This window comes from Jonesia quinghaiensis DSM 15701 (genome assembly GCF_000423205.1).
Classification (GTDB): Bacteria; Actinomycetota; Actinomycetes; order Actinomycetales; family Cellulomonadaceae; genus Jonesia; species Jonesia quinghaiensis.
This window is the reverse complement of sequence record NZ_AUHN01000011.1, coordinates 52,418-71,025: the sequence shown is the minus strand read 5'-3', so window position 1 is coordinate 71,025 and position 18,608 is coordinate 52,418. Positions and strand designations below refer to the sequence as shown.

Annotated in this window: 22 protein-coding genes and 4 tRNA genes; 8 read left to right on the top strand and 18 right to left on the bottom strand. The window is 56.3% G+C overall.

The annotated features are described in order from the left end of the window. Nucleotides 1-39: 39 nt before the first annotated feature. Together purF and purM are read left to right on the top strand one after the other, a co-directional pair. Nucleotides 40-1,581: an amidophosphoribosyltransferase gene (gene purF / locus G538_RS0111505; protein WP_029069429.1), complete on the top strand. Its 1,542-nt coding sequence runs from the start codon at nt 40-42 to the stop codon at nt 1,579-1,581. A 17-nt stretch (nt 1,582-1,598) separates the two neighbouring features. Then, on the top strand, nt 1,599-2,711 hold the full coding sequence (gene purM / locus G538_RS0111500) for a phosphoribosylformylglycinamidine cyclo-ligase (protein ID WP_029069428.1): 1,113 nt from the start codon (nt 1,599-1,601) through the stop codon (nt 2,709-2,711). A gap of 230 nt (nt 2,712-2,941) precedes the next feature. On the opposite strand, the gene G538_RS0111495 is transcribed toward purM, so the two are convergent. Then, nucleotides 2,942-3,139, bottom strand: coding sequence for a DUF3073 domain-containing protein (locus G538_RS0111495; protein WP_029069427.1), 198 nt, complete (start codon nt 3,137-3,139; stop codon nt 2,942-2,944). A gap of 319 nt (nt 3,140-3,458) precedes the next feature. Here G538_RS0111495 and G538_RS0111490 point away from each other — a divergent pair, with 319 nt between their 5' ends. Then, nucleotides 3,459-3,695: a BldC family transcriptional regulator gene (locus tag G538_RS0111490; RefSeq protein WP_029069426.1), complete on the top strand. Its 237-nt coding sequence runs from the start codon at nt 3,459-3,461 to the stop codon at nt 3,693-3,695. A 114-nt stretch (nt 3,696-3,809) separates the two neighbouring features. After that, complete coding sequence (locus G538_RS16495) at nt 3,810-5,138, top strand: phosphotransferase (protein WP_157544466.1); 1,329 nt, start codon at nt 3,810-3,812, stop codon at nt 5,136-5,138. Between the two features lie 426 nt (nt 5,139-5,564). On the opposite strand, the gene G538_RS17495 is transcribed toward G538_RS16495, so the two are convergent. From G538_RS17495 to G538_RS0111450, 6 genes are all read right to left on the bottom strand, one after another. Further along, complete coding sequence (locus tag G538_RS17495; RefSeq protein WP_157544464.1) at nt 5,565-5,777, bottom strand: hypothetical protein; 213 nt, start codon at nt 5,775-5,777, stop codon at nt 5,565-5,567. A 214-nt stretch (nt 5,778-5,991) separates the two neighbouring features. Next, nucleotides 5,992-7,440, bottom strand: a complete 1,449-nt coding sequence (locus tag G538_RS16485; protein WP_035834249.1) for a flotillin family protein — start codon at nt 7,438-7,440, stop codon at nt 5,992-5,994. Nucleotides 7,441-7,544: 104 nt separating this feature from the next. Further along, nucleotides 7,545-8,051: an NfeD family protein gene (locus G538_RS0111465; RefSeq protein ID WP_245566857.1), complete on the bottom strand. Its 507-nt coding sequence runs from the start codon at nt 8,049-8,051 to the stop codon at nt 7,545-7,547. Between the two features lie 353 nt (nt 8,052-8,404). Continuing rightward, nucleotides 8,405-8,761 (bottom strand): DoxX family protein, encoded by a 357-nt coding sequence (locus tag G538_RS16480; RefSeq protein ID WP_035834248.1) that lies wholly within the window; start codon nt 8,759-8,761, stop codon nt 8,405-8,407. A 2-nt stretch (nt 8,762-8,763) separates the two neighbouring features. Continuing rightward, entirely contained in the window at nt 8,764-9,606 is an 843-nt protein-coding gene (locus G538_RS0111455) for an SDR family NAD(P)-dependent oxidoreductase (RefSeq protein ID WP_029069423.1), read from the bottom strand. Between the two features lie 4 nt (nt 9,607-9,610). Further along, complete coding sequence (locus tag G538_RS0111450) at nt 9,611-10,429, bottom strand: SDR family NAD(P)-dependent oxidoreductase (RefSeq protein ID WP_029069422.1); 819 nt, start codon at nt 10,427-10,429, stop codon at nt 9,611-9,613. A 104-nt stretch (nt 10,430-10,533) separates the two neighbouring features. Here G538_RS0111450 and G538_RS16475 point away from each other — a divergent pair, with 104 nt between their 5' ends. Beyond that, nucleotides 10,534-11,139, top strand: coding sequence for a TetR family transcriptional regulator (locus G538_RS16475; RefSeq protein WP_035834247.1), 606 nt, complete (start codon nt 10,534-10,536; stop codon nt 11,137-11,139). A gap of 233 nt (nt 11,140-11,372) precedes the next feature. On the opposite strand, the gene G538_RS0111440 is transcribed toward G538_RS16475, so the two are convergent. The 4 genes from G538_RS0111440 to G538_RS0111425 form a co-directional block, all read right to left on the bottom strand. After that, a complete protein-coding gene (locus G538_RS0111440; protein ID WP_029069421.1) occupies nt 11,373-11,642 on the bottom strand; it encodes a DUF3618 domain-containing protein in 270 nt (89 codons plus the stop codon). Then, entirely contained in the window at nt 11,639-12,112 is a 474-nt protein-coding gene (locus G538_RS0111435; protein WP_029069420.1) for a phage holin family protein, read from the bottom strand. The genes G538_RS0111440 and G538_RS0111435 overlap by 4 nt, the downstream gene beginning before the upstream one ends. A gap of 118 nt (nt 12,113-12,230) precedes the next feature. Continuing rightward, the gene (locus G538_RS0111430; protein ID WP_029069419.1) at nt 12,231-12,785 is read right to left on the bottom strand and encodes a hypothetical protein; all 555 of its coding nucleotides are present in this window, start codon (nt 12,783-12,785) and stop codon (nt 12,231-12,233) included. Between the two features lie 26 nt (nt 12,786-12,811). Then, a complete protein-coding gene (locus G538_RS0111425) occupies nt 12,812-13,576 on the bottom strand; it encodes a hypothetical protein (RefSeq protein WP_157544462.1) in 765 nt (254 codons plus the stop codon). An 884-nt stretch (nt 13,577-14,460) separates the two neighbouring features. Here G538_RS0111425 and G538_RS0111420 point away from each other — a divergent pair. Beyond that, the gene (locus G538_RS0111420; RefSeq protein ID WP_029069417.1) at nt 14,461-15,006 is read left to right on the top strand and encodes a hypothetical protein; all 546 of its coding nucleotides are present in this window, start codon (nt 14,461-14,463) and stop codon (nt 15,004-15,006) included. 10 nt (nt 15,007-15,016) lie between these two features. On the opposite strand, the gene G538_RS0111415 is transcribed toward G538_RS0111420, so the two are convergent. The 3 genes from G538_RS0111415 to G538_RS16470 are packed head-to-tail and all read right to left on the bottom strand — an operon-like array spanning nt 15,017 to nt 16,678. Continuing rightward, nucleotides 15,017-15,637 carry a Type 1 glutamine amidotransferase-like domain-containing protein gene (locus tag G538_RS0111415; protein ID WP_029069416.1) on the bottom strand — a complete coding sequence of 207 codons (621 nt, stop codon included), beginning with the start codon at nt 15,635-15,637 and terminating at the stop codon, nt 15,017-15,019. Nucleotides 15,638-15,689: 52 nt separating this feature from the next. After that, entirely contained in the window at nt 15,690-16,238 is a 549-nt protein-coding gene (locus tag G538_RS0111410) for a PIN domain-containing protein (RefSeq protein ID WP_035834246.1), read from the bottom strand. An 8-nt stretch (nt 16,239-16,246) separates the two neighbouring features. After that, nucleotides 16,247-16,678 carry a helix-turn-helix domain-containing protein gene (locus tag G538_RS16470; RefSeq protein WP_169514120.1) on the bottom strand — a complete coding sequence of 144 codons (432 nt, stop codon included), beginning with the start codon at nt 16,676-16,678 and terminating at the stop codon, nt 16,247-16,249. A 277-nt stretch (nt 16,679-16,955) separates the two neighbouring features. Here G538_RS16470 and G538_RS17490 point away from each other — a divergent pair, with 277 nt between their 5' ends. Beyond that, nucleotides 16,956-17,444 (top strand): SHOCT domain-containing protein, encoded by a 489-nt coding sequence (locus tag G538_RS17490; RefSeq protein WP_157544460.1) that lies wholly within the window; start codon nt 16,956-16,958, stop codon nt 17,442-17,444. 175 nt (nt 17,445-17,619) lie between these two features. On the opposite strand, the gene G538_RS0111395 is transcribed toward G538_RS17490, so the two are convergent. The 4 genes from G538_RS0111395 to G538_RS0111380 all read right to left on the bottom strand — a co-directional run bounded on the left by G538_RS0111395 (nt 17,620) and on the right by G538_RS0111380 (nt 18,024). Beyond that, nucleotides 17,620-17,692 (bottom strand) — tRNA-Phe (locus tag G538_RS0111395). 23 nt (nt 17,693-17,715) lie between these two features. Next, a tRNA-Asp gene (locus G538_RS0111390) sits at nt 17,716-17,789 on the bottom strand. 36 nt (nt 17,790-17,825) lie between these two features. Continuing rightward, nucleotides 17,826-17,899 (bottom strand) — tRNA-Asp (locus tag G538_RS0111385). A 49-nt stretch (nt 17,900-17,948) separates the two neighbouring features. Beyond that, nucleotides 17,949-18,024, bottom strand: a tRNA-Glu gene (locus G538_RS0111380). A 121-nt stretch (nt 18,025-18,145) separates the two neighbouring features. On the opposite strand from G538_RS0111380, the gene G538_RS0111375 reads away from it, so the two are divergent. Continuing rightward, nucleotides 18,146-18,499 carry a metallopeptidase family protein gene (locus G538_RS0111375; RefSeq protein ID WP_029069414.1) on the top strand — a complete coding sequence of 118 codons (354 nt, stop codon included), beginning with the start codon at nt 18,146-18,148 and terminating at the stop codon, nt 18,497-18,499. Nucleotides 18,500-18,608: the final 109 nt, after the last annotated feature.

The following is an 18,608-nucleotide window of genomic DNA, read 5'->3' as shown; positions in this document are numbered from 1 at the left end:
GCTCACCGGGACCAAGAGCCCATGTGAAACAATGGCGTTGTGGCGAGACGCGGAGATGGACAGCTCAACCATGACCTCATGCCCGGCGAAAAAGGACCCCAAGACGCCTGCGGTGTCTTCGGAGTCTGGGCGCCTGGAGAAGAAGTGGCCAAATTGGCCTACTTCGGACTCTATGCGCTCCAGCACCGTGGCCAAGAGTCAGCCGGAATTGCGACCAGTAACGGTCAGCAAATCTTGGTGTACAAAGACATGGGCCTGGTATCCCAAGTCTTCGATGAAACAGCGCTTAATGCGCTGACCGGACACCTAGCCGTTGGGCACTGCCGGTACTCCACCACAGGTGGAGTGACCTGGGAAAACGCGCAACCGACTCTCGGGGCAACAGCGCGTGGCACCGTGGCACTTGGCCACAACGGTAACTTGGTGAACTCAGCAGAACTTGTTGAACTCGTTGAAGAACGCTACGGCGCACAACGCCGCGGTGAACTTGCCCGCGGGAACACCACTGACACCGCCCTCGTCACAGCGCTCCTTCACGGCTCAGAAGGCCAAACCCTCGAAGACACGGCTTTGGAAGTTCTGCCCCGGTTACGTGGCGCATTTTCCCTGGTCTTCATGGACGAAAGCACCCTGTACGCAGCACGTGACCCGCAAGGTGTTCGCCCCCTGGTCCTTGGCCGCCTAGAGCGCGGGTGGGTAGTCGCCTCAGAAAACCCAGCACTAGACATCGTGGGTGCTTCTTACGTCCGTGAAGTTGAACCGGGCGAAATGATCATCATCAACGAATCTGGGCTGCGCTCCGTGCGTTTCGCCCCCGTTGACCGCGCCGGTTGCGTCTTTGAGTACGTCTACCTGGCACGTCCAGACGCCACCATTGCCGGGCGTTCCGTCCACGCCGCCCGCGTCAAAATGGGGCGCGAACTGGCTAAAGAACACCCCGTCGACGCTGACCTGGTCATACCAGTGCCAGAATCAGGCACCCCCGCAGCGGTGGGATACGCCCAAGAATCAGGGATTCCCTTCGGGCAAGGACTCACAAAAAACGCCTACGTGGGGCGAACATTCATCCAACCTTCTGACACCCTGCGTCAACTAGGTATCCGGCTCAAACTCAACCCATTGCGCGACGTCATCAAAGGCAAACGGCTTGTTGTTGTTGATGACTCCATCGTGCGAGGGAACACTCAGCGAGCGTTGATTCGAATGCTGCGCGAATCTGGCGCTGCGGAAGTTCATGTGCGGATCTCCGCGCCACCTGTGAAATGGCCATGCTTTTACGGCATTGACTTCGCCTCCCGGGCTGAACTTATTGCTAACGGACTCAACAGCGAAGAAATCGCGAAGTCAATGGGCGCCGATTCTTTGGGGTACATCTCCCAAGAAGGCATGATTAAGGCCACGGAACAGCCACGCGAAAGTCTCTGCACGGCGTGCTTTGACGGCACCTACCCCATCCCCCTCCCCGAGGAATCAGCGCTGGGTAAGCACCTGCTGGAATCCTCAACGCTCGGCGCACCTGAGGATGGATTACAGTCCGTCAACGTTTCTCAGGGCGCCAGCACGGCCCTAGACCACCCATAACCACTGGAGAGAACACCGTGTCGGAGAGCATCACCTATGCAGGCGCAGGAGTCGACACAGCGGCAGGAGATCGTGCCGTTGAACTGATGAAAAGCGCTGTGGCACGGACCCACGGGCCCCAGGTAGTTGGCGGGGTTGGCGGGTTTGCCGGACTTTTTGACGTGTCAGCGTTGAAGGATTACGAGCGCCCACTGCTCGCATCGTCCACCGATGGGGTGGGCACCAAGGTCGCTATCGCTCAGCAACTCGACAAGCACGACACCATCGGGTTTGACCTGGTGGGCATGGTTGTTGATGACATTGTGGTGTGTGGTGCACGTCCACTCGTCATGACTGACTACATCGCGACGGGCAAGGTAGTTCCTGAACGCATCGCGGACATTGTGCGCGGAATCGCATTGGCCTGTGAGGAAACCGGAACCGCACTGGTTGGCGGCGAAACCGCTGAACACCCAGGGCTGCTTGCAGAAAATGAATACGATGTCGCCGGTGCTGCCGTAGGTGTCGTTGAGGCTTCTCGGCTACTTGGCCCTGACCGGGTAGCGAGTGGCGATGTTGTCATTGGTATGGCCTCATCGGGGTTGCACTCCAACGGGTACTCCCTCGTGCGTGCAGTTGTCCGCCACGCAGGGTGGGAACTGTCCCGACACGTAGATGACTTTGGGCGGACCTTGGGTGAAGAGCTACTCGAACCAACTCGTCTATACACCCGCCAGTGCCTCGAGATCGCAGACGCATTGGGCGCGGACATTAAAGCGTTCTCGCACGTCACTGGTGGTGGGCTCGGCCAAAACCTGGCGCGCGTCATTCCTGCTGGGTTAACCGCAACTGTGGACCGTTCCAGCTGGACCGTGCCCCCCGTGTTTCAGGTGATGCAGTCCTTGGGATCTGTGCCCTGGGGTGACCTGGAGAACACCTTGAACCTTGGTGTGGGTATGGTTGCGATCGTCTCCGCCGATGCCGTGGACAAAACCCTGGCACTGCTCGCTGAAGCAGGCACCGCCGGGTGGATACTAGGAACCGTGGCTCACGATGACGCAGTGGCCATTCCAAGCGCCGCTACGGTGCTCTCAGGTGCAAAGGGTGTCACCGGTGGGCGAGTGGCGCTCAACGGTGAGTACCAGAGCTAAGAAACCACGCAACGCAAAAGGGGCTGGTGACCACTCGTCTGAGTGGTCACCAGCCCCTTTTAACTATGTCGGTTCACGAATCAACGCCGCAACGTTGACACCCTTATTACAGGACGAGGTCTCTCGATGGCATGCCATCGAGAGACCTCGTCCAACTCTCACTCAATACTACGGGTGACTCTCGCACACCAAGAGAGGACCCCGCGGGGGAGGACCACTATTGGCTGTGGTTAGCGTTCGTCTTTCCAGCCAACGTACGGATCGTCGTCATACTCTTCTGAGTAGTCGTCGTTGCTGATTATCCGTGGCTCTGTGGCGACTTCACCCCGGAGCTCTTGCTCCAGTGCCCTGTAGTTGGTATCAGGGCTGAAGTACTTCAGTTGCCGGGCAACCTTAGTTTGCTTAGCCTTCTGACGGCCGCGGCCCATGGCTCCGACCCCCTCAACGTAGAATCGGGGCGGCAGCCAGAGGTGCGGCCCCGTGAGTCAAATAAATCTGTTCGTGTGATAACGGTACATGGAAACGGCCTCAACTTACCACTTTGATTCTTGGGTTTTTCTGCCGGCTGAACCCCAAACCCTGTTCTATGTGTCCAGATTTGATAGGATCAGTAGCGGTGTGTGAGATATTTCACCCCTCTTGGCAGAACCTTGCGCGCAAGGCGCTGGAATAATGGAAAAATCGCACTGGTCTGATCGCGCAGCTCTAAATCGACAGAGCCGGATCAATGCGTGGAAAGGTACAACCATGACAGTAAACAGAGGCGAACCAGAAGCGCTCCTCACCCCGGCTGAAGTTGCCAGCATGTTCCGTGTAGACCCAAAGACGGTTACCCGGTGGGCAAAGGGCGGAAAGCTTTCCTCCATCCGCACACTCGGAGGACACCGCCGCTACAAGCAGTCCGAAGTTGAGAAGTTGCTCGAAAACTCAGGAATGATGATCCCCGAAGAGGACCTTCCGTTCTACAAGGGTGAGTCGGAGTAATTTACACAGCTACTGTGTAGAACTTCGTCGAAAAAGTGGGGCCGCCGATTAATCGGCGGCCCCACTTTTCTTGTGAACAACCGAAGTGAAACCTCCCATGCAGACCTAAATGTGGTGAGCGCCGCATCACTATCCGGTCACGGCGGGCGCTTCGCGTTGCGTGTGATGAAGATCTTCGCTGGAATGGAACTCCACAGAGAAAAGGGAACCATGGATCCGTCAACCGCCCAAGCAAGTGAACGAGACCAAGTCGCGTACTTCTCGTCCTTGCAGATCGCCGAGCTTGTTGCTTCCGTGGCTGCCGAAGCAGGCTACATCGGTCAGGCATCACTGATCGAACTCCACCACCGGCCAGGAGCTGGGGTATCAGGTCTTTTTGAAATCATCACGGTCACAAAACCTGCATACCTCATTTGCACCACCGAAAGTGTTGACCCCGGAACTCCCCGGGTTCTACGCACAGAGAGCCCCATCGGTGTACTCCACCTCTGGGAACACCCCAACGACCCAGGCCTGCCCGGCCTGCCCCTCGCATCGGTCCCAGAGTCCGTCCAAGCCACCTGGGGTGGCCGTTATGACCTACTGAACCTTGAAACACTGGCTTACCGGCCACTGCGACGAGCCGTCCTCAAAGCAACCTTTGATGACCCACTTGGCGAGGTGTTCCTCAAGGTACTCCGCAAAGACGCGGACCTCCTCGCCCAAAAACATAAAGTGCTCGCAGAAGCAGGAACACCTGTTCCAGAACTCATTGGCGACCCCGTTCGCGACGTCCTTGCCATTAAGCGAGTAGCTGGAATGCCCATGGCTCAGGCCATCATGGACGGACGCACCCCGCCTGTCACAGGCGCGGACATTGTCGCAGTGCTCTCCGGGTTCCCCACCGAACTCATGGAAGCGCCAGCCCGCCCAGCGTGGACAGACCGCCTCGAATGGTATGCCCACGCAGCTGAGACCGCTCTGCCAGAAGAAACAGGGCGCATCCAAGGGCTCATGGCAAAAATTAACGCCGTGCTCGAAACTGCTCACCGCGGCCCGCTTGTGGCCAACCATGGCGACTTCTATGAAGCGAACATTTTTGTCCGCGACGGCAAAATCACCGGAATCATCGACATCGACTCAGCCGGTCCGGGCTACCTGATCGACGACCTCGCCTGTTTCATCGGCCACCTAGCAGTGCTGCCAACCCTGGACCAACGGTACTCCCACGTTCCAGAGTTTGTGCGCTACTACCTGACAGAATTCTCCTCCGAACTCGCAGCCCGTTCCATCGACCCGCAAGGGCTGTATGCGCGCTCAGCATCCGTTGTGCTGTCGTTAATTGCAGGCGCTAGGGATGAAGAGGACCCACACTGGAAGTTCGCGGCACGGCAGCGTCTCGCCGTTGCTGAGGGCCTCATCGGTGGAACTCAACCCATCAAAAGGTCGCTATTAGCCCAATAAGTCTCTCGCCGCGACCCGATGCGTGAGTAAGTGAGTAGACCCGCATGTTCCTCTCCTCGATGCCTTAAGAAACGTTGCCATTCAGACGATCTACTAAGTAAGGCATGCTCAACGAAACAGAGGTGGTAATCATGAAGGCACGTACCCTGTACTCATTGACCGGCGCATTGGGTGTGGCTACGGTAACCGGCAGCGTGGCGATGGCAAGCGGTGGGCTCTCCCTCCAGCCTGAGGAAACCACTGTTCAGGATTCCATTGAGGAATCGGCTCGTTCCACGCCAACTGCTATCGCTACCACTGCAAACGGCAGCGTCTCACCTGCGCTCACGGCCCCTGCTTCAACCATCACAACAGTCACCGTGCAAAGCACACAGTCAACGGTGAGCACCGCAACAGCTCCGTCGACCGCGAGTGCGACGTCAACGCCTACACCGGTGTCAGCGCCATCGCCAGTGTCACCTCCATCACCTCAGTCAGCCCCGTCGCCAGCATCACCTCAGTCAGCCCCGTCGCCAGCATCACCTCAGTCAGCCCCGTCGCCAGCATCACCTCAGTCAGCACCGTCGCCAGCATCACCTCCATCACCTGCATCACCTGCGTCGCCACCATCACCTGCATCCGCGGTGACGGCAGTTTCACCAGTGTCACCACAGAGTGCCCCCTCAGCCTCCAGCGCAGCCTAAATAGCCTTACTGCGCAATGTGACGCCGATGCGTGCGTGAGTACGGCATCTGGCTGTTTTTCAGCGTGAACAACGCACAAACGGGTGAGGGCTTCACTGCATCAAAGCAGTGAAGCCCTCACCCGTTGAAAGCACTGAGAGCAATGAAGCTCCTAAGGCACCCAGGGAGCTTTACTTCCCAGGGGTGACCTCGTCAGTGCGGTGCGCAGCCTTTGAGAGCAAATCAGCGATGTCAACACCGGTGAGTTGCTTGATGACCTGCTGACCCTCGGCCAACACGCTGGTCACGTTCTTGGTCACGGCTGTTGCGCCGTCGGTGGAGATGACCGTCATGCCCTGGATGTTGCCAACTGGCTCGGCAGCGGCGCGGACAATCTCCGGCAAACGCTCGATGAGTTCCTGGACCAGTGCAGCTTCGCCGTACTTTTGCAGTGCCTCAGCCTTAGCGTCGGTTGCGATAGCCTCAGCGCGACCTTCCGCTTCGATCGCGAACGCGCGTGCTTCACCCTCAGCTTTAATACCTACAGCAAGAGCAACCTGACGGTCACGCTCAGCTTCACCTTGGCGACGCACTGATTCAGCGGCAGCCTCAGCGTCTTGGATCGCAGCAGTCTTATTCGCTTCAGCGATAGTGGTGCGCTTGAATGCCTCAGCTTCTGTGTTGGCGTTTGCTGCGTCACGGCTAGCGTTTGCTGCTTGCACCTTGGCGTAAGCGTCAGCTTCAGCTGGCTTACGCACCGAAATGTCGAGCTCTTCTTCTGTAACCTTCGCTTGCTCGGAAAGAGCTTCACGTTGCTGTGTTGCCACGAGACGGTCCTGCTCAGCGCGAGCTAGTTGACCAGATGCTTCAGCTTCAGCGTTAGCCCGGTCAGTTTCAGCCTTGATGGAGGCTTTACGCAGGTCAAGTGCCTTTTGACGTTCAGCGATCTGCTCAGCGGCCTCAATGACAGCGAACTCGGATGCGCGCTTGGCTTCCGCTTCAGAAACCTCAGCGACCTGGCGGGCACGTGCTGATTCTGCACGCCCAAGGTTGGTCAGGTAGTCCGAACCTGGGGTGGAGATGTCAGAGATGTTGAGAAGGTCAACCTGCAAACCCTGCTCAGCAAGGTCAAGTTTGGTGGAATCCACCACGCGGTCGGATAGACCCTTACGGTCAGAGATGATCTGCTCGATGTTCATGTCACCAACGATGGAACGCAGTGACCCTTCGAGTGACTCTTTGATGATCTCGGTGAGGAGTTCCTGCTGGGACAAGAAGCGTTGAGCGGCACGTCGCACGCCCTCTTCGTCTCCACGAACCTTGAAGTTGATGGACGCCTTGATGGCAATCTTGATGCGGTTTTTGTCCACACCTTCAACGGTGATACCAATTTGGCGCTGTTCCAGCGACATAGCGAAGCCCTGTTGCAGAACAGGCCACACAAAGACACGCCCACCGATAACGACGCGCTGGGTGGAGTCAGCGGAAGCGGTGCGGCCAGCGCCACGCCCCACGATGATGAGCGCTTCGTTTGGTGGGACGCGACGCAGACGCTTCGCGATAAAACCAACGAGGGAGAACAAGACGATTACTAGCGCGAGGATCGCGATAATGACCGGCATGGATGACGTTTCGTCCATGAGATAGCCCTTTGTGAGGGCGGCCCTTTCTGATGGGTGGCGGTGATGTTCAGTGATGAACGTTAGATGTGGGGGTGGGGAAACCTATGTGCAGGCTGGGGGCTTTACGCGTCAGGCTGGGGGTATACGGCAGGTTCAACGCGAACACGTGACCCACTTTGCTCCACCACAACGATGCGCGTATCAGCGGGAATAGGTTCCAGCGACCACGCGAGGCGGCGTTCAAGTTCCAAGGGGTCATCGAGGGCAACCTCACCACGGGCGGTGGTGATTTCTGTGGTGCTGAGTCCTTGCATTCCCACCACTGTGGTGCGGACACCATCTTCTGTGTCGCGGAGGCGCTTCACAAAGAGGTTAACGATGAACAGGAAAGCGATACCGGCGATGCTTGAAAAAGCGAGTGTGGTCCCTAAACCGTGACCTAAGGAAGTGGAGATGACACCAACGGCACCAAAGACAGTGAAGCCGGCACCCAGGGTGGTCCCTGACAGGAGACCATCAGCGAAGTCGATGAGCTCTCCGAGGAGCATCGACAAAATAAGAAGTGCGAGACCGATGGTCCCGACAATAACGAACGTGAGCACTGTTAAGCCTTTCAACAAGCGTGACATTAACAATCTAGCTCACGCTTGCTGATAAACCGTAGGTCTTTTCCACATGGAAAGTTTGAAACCGCGGTGTTGAAGTCCTCAGACTACACAGCGGGCATGTGGTGCCTCGCGCACCACACTGTAGACCACCAAGACAAGAGTATCGAGTTGCAGCTACAGATTTTGGGGTGAGAACCTGCCTGTCACCCATTCTTCGGTCGACCGAACCTCTGCACAGCAGCAACCTGTCATCTTTGAAAACCTTACCTAGGCGCCTGACATGCCTGGAATGGGGAAGGTAGCTGCTGTGCGGAGGTTTATGTGCATCTCTGCGTGTTCATTGACCGCTGGTGAGGGGGCTGTGGTGCGTGTGATTACTGGTTGATTCCGATGAGCATGAGAGTAATTCCGAGAGCAAGGATCACAATATCGACGGCGACCCCAGCATTGCGCTGGCTACCGCCTGCTCGCATCCTGGTCGTGATCGCACCGATCATGACCAGGATGACCCCTACGGCAGCGAACAGGCCGACCTGCGGTAGCCATGCGCCAGCCACAAGGCCGACTACGACGACGATTTCGAAGGCCCCAATCATCTTCCACACGGGCGCCGAGACGTGCAGGGCGTCACGGATCTGGTGCGATGATGCGAGGCCAGCGAGTTTGCCGGATCCGGTCGACAGTAGCAGTAGCGCTAAGATGACCGTGATAATGGTTTGGGTTATTTCCATCGCTATGCGATTCCTGCGAGGGTGGTGCTACGTTGCCAGAGGCCGTTAACGAGGGTGTCGTCGAGTGCTTGCGGGTTGACCTTTGTTGTGGGTTTCCTTTGGTTGTAGTAGGCGCCTGGCTCCCAGGTAACTCCGGAGGTGCCTTCTATGAACCAGGTCAGGTTCGCCCCGCCCTTGTCGGCACTGATGAGGTTGAGCCGTTTCAGTGGCGTCTGGTAGATGAAACGCATGAAACTCGTGGTGTCCGAGGCGAAGTTTGTCGCGACGTTGCCCGGATGGAACGCTACGGCTGAGATGCCTTGGTTGTGGTAGCGGGCTTGGATTCCGCGCGCATGGAGGATGTTGGCGAGCTTTGCATCTCCGTATGCCTTATTTGCGTTGAATTTCTTGTCATTGTTCAGGTCGTCGAGGTCAATATTCCCGAACAGCCGGTTGCCCACGCTGGAGGTATTGATCACGCTGCCTCCGCCATTGCTCCTAAGTTCGTCGTGGAGGAGTTCGGTTAGCAGGAATGGGGCGAGGTGGTTGACCTGGAAGGTTTTTTCGTGACCATCGACGGTTTTGGTCGTGTCGCCGAACAGGCCACCGGCGTTGTTTGCCAGCACGTCTAGCCCGGTGCCGTTGAGCTCAGCTTGTATCTCGTCGGCAAGACGCCTGACATCGTTGAGCCGGGTGTAGTCGGCGATGAACGGCCGCGCGCCGGTTTCGCGTGCGACCGCGTCAAGTTTCTCTTTTGAACGTCCGGTGATGAGTAAACGGTGCCCGCGAGCCGCTAGTTGACGGGCGGATGCGGCGCCGAGTCCGTCGGATGCGCCTGTAATGAGGACTGTCTTAATGGTTGCCATGATGCTATTTGCCTTCTGCGAGCAGGGACACGGGAGCCCACTCAGCCAACTCGGCGAGGCGCTCGTTGAGGATGTGTGGGACGATCTGAGTGGCCATTTCACCGAAGAATACGCGACGTGGCGCGGTTTCAGCGTCGACAACCTTGAGAATCGCGGCACCGAAGCCAACGGGCTTGGGCTGGACGGTGTTTGCCCGCTGAGCGGCCATTCCTTCGTGTAACGGGGCATACTGCGGCTGTGCGTCAGCGACAACGGCGGACGCTGTGGACCAGTCGGTGTCGAACCCGCCGGGTTCAACGAGAGTGACCTTGACGCCGAACCCGGCGACTTCCTGGGCGAGGGAATCAGAGAGCGCTTCGAGTGCCCACTTGGAGGCGTGGTAGCCGCCAAGGTTGGGGAATGCGACGAGTCCACCGATGGAAGAGATCTGAATGATATGGCCAGAGCCTTGCTTGCGTAGGATCGGCAGGACGGCCTGGGTGACATGCAACACCCCGAACAGATTAACCTCGAGCTGGTCGCGCAGTTGCTGGTCGGTGATCTCCTCCACCGCGCCGAAGAGTCCATAGCCCGCGTTGTTGATCACGATGTCTATACGCCCGAAGGTCTCATGGGCGGACTTCACAGCGGCGATCACTTGGTCGCGGTTGGTCACATCGAGGCTGATCGGAAGTACAGCATCACCGTACTTCGCGACCAGGTCTGAAAGCGTGTCGGTGTTGCGTGCAGTCGCTGCGACCTTGTCGCCGCGTTCCAGTGCGGCCAGGACGAACTCTCGGCCGAATCCCTTAGATGAACCGGTGACGAACCAAACTTTGCTCATTGTGCTGCTCCTCGGTCGGGTGGTGTCAGTCGACGCCACTGAAGTAACTATATGTCATTCATGACACCGGGTGTCAATAGTGTCGTCGGGAGTATGATGGTGACATGACTGAAAAGATTCCGCAGTCCATTCGCGAGCGAACACGCCGTCTTGCACAGACTGAGCTCACCACTGTTGCGCAAGACTTATTTTTAGAGCGCGGTTATGAGAAGACCACTGTCGATGAGATTGCCGCCGCCGCTGGGATGTCTAAGCGCACCTTCTTTCGTTACTTCTCCTCGAAAGATGACCTGGTTATCGGTAAGTATGACCTCTTCGGCGATCGGCTTGCCGAAGCCCTTGATGCACGTCCAGCAGATGAGCCAGTATGGGAATCATTGCGGCGAGTATTCGATATCACCGTGGATTATGTGGAAGATGACTACACGAGGGCGCGCAATGATGCAATGGAACTTATCGTGCGTGGCAGCGCCCAGTTGAATGCGCGTTATTTAGAGAAGATGCAGCGTGTGCAGGAACTACTCGTTGGGCGTGTTGCAAGCAGACTCCCCAGTGTCGGAGCGTCCCCAATCGATCCACGGCCCGCAGCCATTGTCGGCGCAGCTTTTGCCTGTATGCAGGCTGCTCGGCTTGCGTGGCTCGAGTCCGACCAACAGCAACCCTTCGCTGAATGTCTCGACAAAGCCATGGAGACCTTCATTGTTGTTTAGATTGCACCCCTGTCAGTGCTGGTACAGATGTAACTTTTGGCTGTATTGCGGGCTCGTTAGGATCCAATGATCGTGCTATCCGCTGGCTGGCCGATGTCTTAAGGCAGCCTTGCGGTGGAAACTAGTTGAAACGCCAATGGGTGTGATGCCAATGACCTCAGGGGCGGCCCCTCGTGAGGGGTGAATCATCACACTAGTGAAATGAAAACGAGAGTGCGGCGAGACTCCCCAAGCTACTTTCGAATGATTTTCAGTGCGATTAGACCAACTGCTGCGGCCCCTGCGCCAAGTGCGATCTTGACGTTGCGTGCCCGAGAACCGTCGGTGTCGCCTGAGATGTCGCGGGTCGTGACGAATTCTTTGATGTCTTCACCGGTTTGCCGCGCTGTGTCACCGGCTTGTGCGGCCAGGGAACTGGGGGAGAGGCGGGTCATGAGTTCGTCAACCAGGGAGGCGAGTTCTTCGCGTGCTTCGGCTGCGTCGTCTGAGGGGTTGCGGCTCATGAGAGTCCTTCTTTCACGGCTTTGATGTCTTGCTTGACGCTGGCGATGGTTTCGGTTGGTGCAGGTGGGGTGCCTTGCTCCAGTTGTTTTTTCCCAACGAATGCCAGAATGCCACAGATCAGGAACAAGCTACCTGCAACGATCAGCGCCGATGCCCACATTGGAAGGGCGAGGCTAATGGCGGCGGTGATCGAGTACAGCAGGAATCCAAGGCCGTAGAGTGCGAGCACTCCGGCTGCGGCGAACAACCCAATGCCGATTCCTGAGCGCGTCAGTTTGGTGGTGAGTTCCTTTTTAAAGGACTCCAGTTCAGCCCGGACGAGGCGCGAGAACTGTTCCGTGATTTGGTTAAGTAGCGCACCAATGGATGGTTTGCGTGAACTAGCGCGACCTGTCCCGGGGGTGCTTGCGTCGTGACCGGTGTTACCGGTGCTTGCCTTGTCACTGCGGTCTGATGTCCAGTCCGTCATGTTCACTCCTGGGGGTCTGAGGGTACTGGTCTAACTCAACCGTTAACGCGCCCGCGGCGCAACTGGTCAGGAGAGTTGTAGGTGGGATGCGCACGTTTGTGTATCCCACCTACAACTTTTAAGGAAGCAAATTATCAGGATCCGTGACTTCAATGTCTACTATGTGCTCCTCCTCCTTATCATCCCACTTTAGCGTGAGAGTCAGTTCAGAGCCCAGATTCAAGATGTTCTTGTAGTCCAATCCGGCATCGTCTATGAACTGAGGATCGCTGAGCAAACGGTAGTCATTGATCTCGATTCCCCGCCCCTCCTCAGGTCCCAGATCGCCATCCGCCTTGCTGTCTGGTGCGATATCGAAATCAGTTTCTGGTGAGGGGTGTATGCCAGCAGCTAAATACTGGTCGAGAGCCGCAGAGGGGCTTATCTGTGCGTTGAGATTAGGAATTGCATCCTTTGTTGCATTTCCAACATCAACCCTATAGACAAGTCGGAGGTCACCACCATCTTGTTCAACTACAGCAGGGTAGGTGGTGATTGTGAAGACCTCACTCACAGCAAGATCTGTGCCGGAATTGTAGCCTGAGGAGGGTTGAGGTTGCACCTCTTCGTTTTTCGCGCAGCTGCTGAGTATGAACACGCTTACAAGAAGCGCTGCAATTCCCTTGGTTGCCATAGAATGTAACATAGTGCTATTTTCGGCTACCAAGATGTCTCGTTGTACGAGGTTTTGGCTGTGACGTTGCTAACGGCCTTCTTGATTAGCCAAGCATCGGATTTTTTGTAATTTGGCGATCTTTCAACTTTCGATGCATTTTTGTAGTCATACGATTTCGTCGTCCATTTTTTGGTCGTCTTATTCTGTTTAGCGCCCCAAATGTGCTTAAAGGTCTCAAGTTGGCCTGTTCTGTAGCCGAGGTGCCAATAACCTGCTTTGTTGGGGTCAGATGACCATCGACCTTTCCCGTCACGGTAGATATAGCGGTATGACACGAATGTTTTGGCTCTGACCGTGGTCGTGGCGGAGGCGGTGATTCCCACGACGGATAAAACTGTGCCTACTGTCGTAGCGGTAATTCCTTTGACGAACCCCAAAGCCACACTGGCGATTGACTTGTAATTACCAGAAACGTTTGCTTTCTCATACAACCCGTTACTCGCACTCCTAGTAACGACCACTTTCCCTGAAACGGAGCCTCGTCCAATGGCGAGCGTGGAAAAAGACTCCTCTTCTTCGGGTTCGAAAACGTCGGTGATGACTGGCGGTAGAAACTCTATGCTGTCGTCGTCGCTGTCATCAATGATGATGATGATGGTGTCATCGGAATATTTGGGCATTTCGATTTCATAATCACGAGAGAAATGTTCTAAGTCGTTCTCTTCCATGAAATCGGATATTTCTTGTTCAGTGGCATCAAGCGGCGGCTCCTGCTGAGGGGTGCTCTCGCTTGCGATGACCGGAGTCAAACCTGATAGGACCAAGAACTGGTTAAGAGTGAAACCAGCAAGTGGTGTTTTTTGCGCTTCACGGCTTTCAACCTTCTGAAGTGTGTGATCGGACTATCAGAGGGTATCAGAGTTTCAATCTATAAACAGCCATATATGTAAAATTAAGTTTCTGCGCGTTGGAGATATTACTCTGTGATAGGAGGTGACAGTATGTAATATCGTTATGGCTATAGAAGATAGAGTATTCAGAAAGAACCTGTATGCCATATAACGGATATCTAGTTCCATCTAGAGAGAGAGATTTCGACATATATGCGGCATGGCCAGGGCAAAAGGTTTGATGTAGGGCGTTGTGGCCGGGCGTCTATTGCGTTCAAAACCTAGGAGCGTTCTTAGAAATGAGGCCTTCAAGAAGAGGAGTCAGCTAAGAAGCCTCATTCGCCCTAAGGGGACGATTCAAAACCAGGTGCCGTTAGCCGCTGCAACCTTGAAGGTGACGACTGTCCGCCGATCGGCTTGGCTGTGGCGCGGCGCTCTATCCGCCTGGCTGAGTGGAGATTCCCTGTCCGCCAAACTCCACTTCTGCTGTGACTTCGTGGTCAAGGCCGTGAGTTCGTGGTTGGGCCCCACGAACGCGATGTGTTCAGGACGAGCCACCACCTAAACCACGAGCTCGGGCTGCCTGTGGAGGGTGGAGAAACTGGGAAGCAGAGAAGGGCGATAGTGATCCTCAGTTGTCCGAGCGCACCATGAAACTCCTAATGGCTGATATCGGACTCTTGACGCCAAGTTTCCATATGGCTATATTCTGAAGAGAAACTGAAAATACCTTTGGAGAAATTAATGACGAGTATGACCGTTTGTTCAGCCATGGAATGTGTTGTGTTCTACCGAGTTTCAGCATGACTGGGGCGAGTCGTCTTGATCTGGCAGGCAACGGTCAGCCGACGGAGGGCGAGAGTGTCGAGACCTCGCGAAGCGCGGGAACGCTGCGATCGTTGATCCTAGGTGTTTCAAGTGGCATCATTGCCGCCGCCGTTTTTATTGCCCTTGCAGGGTATTTCGCGCTTCAGGCGGAAGCTGCTCAGGTTGGTCTTGTCCTCGACTGGCAAAACAATGCCGCTTCAATTGAACCGCCGAGGACCCCGTGGCTGAGCTTCGCCATGTTAGCTGTGCTTGGGTGGGGTGTGTTGTGGGTGTCGCTGGTTGGTGTGGGGCGTGCGAACAAACAATTCCAACGTGGTGCAGTACTTGCATTCACGGTGACGACGGTATGCCTTGTTGCCTGGGCGATGATGTCCTTTCCGCTGCCCGGTGACGCCAACTTTGAGCTGATGACGTTACAGCTAGGACCAGCAATGTGGCTGGAGAACGGCGGAGCACTGCCGGCAGTCCACATGCTTGCCCCCGTGCCATTTGTTGCCTGGCTTTATCGGCGGCGACGCTAGAGCGCTTTGCCTATGCCGATGTGACGACTTTCGAAGTGTCAGATGTGACCCATAGTGCTTGGTCGTCGCGCAGAGTGAGTAGCGGGTAACGGTCGCCGTAGGTGGATACGATGCGTTTGATGAGTTCCGGCGGGTAGGGCGGGAGGTTGCCGTCTGCGTGTGGGATCACGACGTTGTCGATGAGGTTCAGGCCCTCGTCACTTCGCAGGTCTGGCGCGCTTTCTCGGTCGTCCATCAGTTCGGCAGGGGTGATTGTCGGCCCTGCAATGATCGAGCCAGCACTGCACCCGATGTAGGGCAACCCTGCTCGCACTCGGTCGGCGAGTACGTCACCTGTGCCGTTCGAGCGTAGTGCTTCGAGCAGCACAAAAGTTTCGCCGCCTGCCACGTAGATGGCGTCGAGTGTGTCCAGCAGGGTTGCGAAATCCTCAACGGTGGAACGACGTGCACATATGTCAATGACGTTGTAGCCGAACGCTTCGACGCCTTCGTGCTCAATAGCGGCAAACGGCATGCCCTCGGCGGCGTCCGTGATGTACCCAATGCGGATGTGTTGAGGTTGCTTGCCCGTGCACTGGGCTAAGAAATCCGGCACCGCGCCGCTGTTGATGGAGAGCAAAAGCAAGTTCATACTCCAACGCTACTCTCCACCCCTGACTGGCTGTCTCGTGCGGGAGGTGTGGCTACCTGAGTAACGCCGTGAGTTCGGCAGCAAACTTCGGTACCGTCTCGTCGAGTGTTGTGACAAGTTCGAGCGCATTGGTCGGAGGCCCAGCATTCTGGGCCAGCATCTCGTGCAATGTTTGGGCCACTGCAATCTGGCTAAGGTCCAGCAGATCCAGCAGAAACTCGTCGGGGTGGATTGCCTTAACCCCGTACGGCTCGAGGTGCTCCGGCGCGAAGTCCTTAATGTTTGCTGTCACAATCAGCCCTGTGTTTGCACGTACAGCCGCTGCCAGTACGTGGCGGTCTTTGGGGTCATTGGTCATCGCAGGGATCAAGCCTTCATAGCCGGTCACCGTCGCATCGGGGAAGGCCTGCCGCATCGTTTTCACACGTTTAGCGGCCCTCTCCGAATCTAGGTTCAGATGTTTGATGAGGTTCCGCTCGGTCTCTTCGAGGATGTCGTTGGACCATAGTGGACGGTACATGCTTTTGTCGGCGCAGCGCAGCAGAACGTCAAACAATGGATAGGGAATAAGCACGCATGCGTCAAGCACGGCTGAGTACATCAGCTGTTCTACCGTGTCCTGACGAACCCGGTCGTCAAGGGCCCCCCGGTCGCTTCGCGGGTTAGTGCGTCGAGAGCCTCGCGGCGCTCAGTCGCATGACGGCGCTGGAACGCGTCGAGATCAGCAAGACGTACCCGACGATGCCGACCTGGCTTCGTGTAAGGAATCTGCCCGTCCTCGAGTAGTCCAACAAGAGTTGGACGCGAAATCCCGAGGAAATCTGCGGCTTGCTGTGTTGTCATGATTGTGTCTCGCGGCACTACTGTGATGCCTTTCCCCTGCTGCATTGCGTCTACGACGTCCTTAAGGATCTCGAAGACATTCAACGGCAAAGTGATCTGCTCCCCACCGGGACCTACGAGCGCAGGCATGTCGTGACCGTGGAGGATGCGTGAGACCGACGCGAGAGCCTCCGACTCGTCGGGGGGTACGAATGTCACGGGAACTGCTGTAGATGCGGACATGCCTCAATGCTAATCGAAAAAATCGAAAACGAGTAGTCTGTTTTTGCGATCTCTACTGCGATTGACGCCGCTTGGGCAACCCAAACTACAAAGACCCTGCATCGATGTACGCCGCGCGCCTACTCATTGGCCCTATAGAGTACGAATTAGCAGAATCGCTACACGATGGATGCCACGCATCAATAGCACGCGAGCTGCGAGTATCAAAGAAGATACTAAAAATCTGGCATCAATCGATGAAAGGCAAAGCGGTATGAGCGACCAAAAGGAACCGCCTGACAAGCTCTCGGCTCTCATTGCTCTCTATCAGTCGGGGGCAATCACACTGGAAGAATTCAAGCGCGAGAAGGAAAAACTTCAAGCGGGAGAAGCCACGCCCACCAGCCCAAAACCTACTGAAGGCGAGAAGCCTAGTGGTATGTGGAAATGGGTAGTGTGGCCAATCGCCGTCATAGGTGCAATGGCTTTCTTTGGGTCCCTCGGAGACGATGACAGCGCAGACGATGAAGTCAGCGACTGGGAAGTCACAAGCATGTGTGAGCAATGGGTCGACAAAAAACTCAAAGCCCCGTCGACTGCGAAATACTCCGACCAAGTCGTGAAGAGCGCTGGAATACTGAAGTGGGAAGTGACCGGCGCGGTCGACTCGGAAAACTCTTTTGGTGCCATGATCCGCAATGAGTGGACATGCTCTATCTATCTTGACGGCGACACCTTCAGAGGGACAGTGAGCGCACAGTAGCTCTGAGAACGCAAAAAAGCCCCTCTCCTCATTTTCGAGGGGCGGGGCTTCAGTTTGGTCTGGACGTGGTCTGCAATGATCTGGGCGCGCTTTGGGTACACTAGCGGGTTTTTCGGGGTTTTGACTTTGCCGGGAAATGAAGAAGAACCGCGATTTCTCGCGGTTCTTCTTATTGTGGCTCCGACCGGCATCGATCCGGTGACCTTTCGATTTTCAGTCGAACGCTCTACCAACTGAGCTACAGAGCCATATGGAGTTGTGTTAACTACCGCGACCCTGACGGGACTTGAACCCGCGACCTCCGCCGTGACAGGGCGGCGCGCTAACCAACTGCGCTACAGGGCCTTGCAATTTTCCTTACGCGATCACTCTGCATAAGAGCGACCCTGACGGGACTTGAACCCGCGACCTCCGCCGTGACAGGGCGGCGCGCTAACCAACTGCGCTACAGGGCCTTACTGTCCAGCGAACTGGACCCCGATCAGCATTCCTGCGTGAACCGAGTGGTACCCCCAACGGGATTCGAACCCGTGCTACCGCCGTGAAAGGGCGGCGTCCTAGGCCGCTAGACGATGGGGGCCTTGAACCGTTTCTTGCCCGTAGCGGGCAAATCAACGTTGCTGAAAAAGCATATGGGTTGGAAGGGCGTTTTGGCAAAACGATTGCGGCGCCTTGTGGTGGTGGTGTGTCACGATGGGCGCATGGTGGAGATGAGTGAAGCAGATTTTGAGATTGCGGTTGGTGAGGCGCTCGACCTCATTCCCGCGGAACTCGCGAGCCTCATCGACAACGTCGTTGTTCTCATTGAACCCTTCCCACCTGCAGAAACACCAGATTTACTGGGCCTGTATGAGGGGGTTCCCCTCACTGAACGGGGCTCCGATTGGGGGATGGGAACGTTGCCAGACACCATCACGATCTACCGAAATCCCCTCCTAAAACTGTGCCGCGATGAGGCGCACGTCATAGACGAGGTGCGTATCACAGTGCTTCATGAGGTGGGACATTTTTTCGGGCTCACCGATGAACGCCTCCACGAACTCGGGTGGGCGTAGCAGCGCACGGTCTACCAAAAGCTCAACAGCTCAACAGCTCAACCGAGCGTCCAGTTGCCGCCGAGTTGCCCGCAGGCTTCAGCCCTGCACGCAACCACGTATCAGGGGG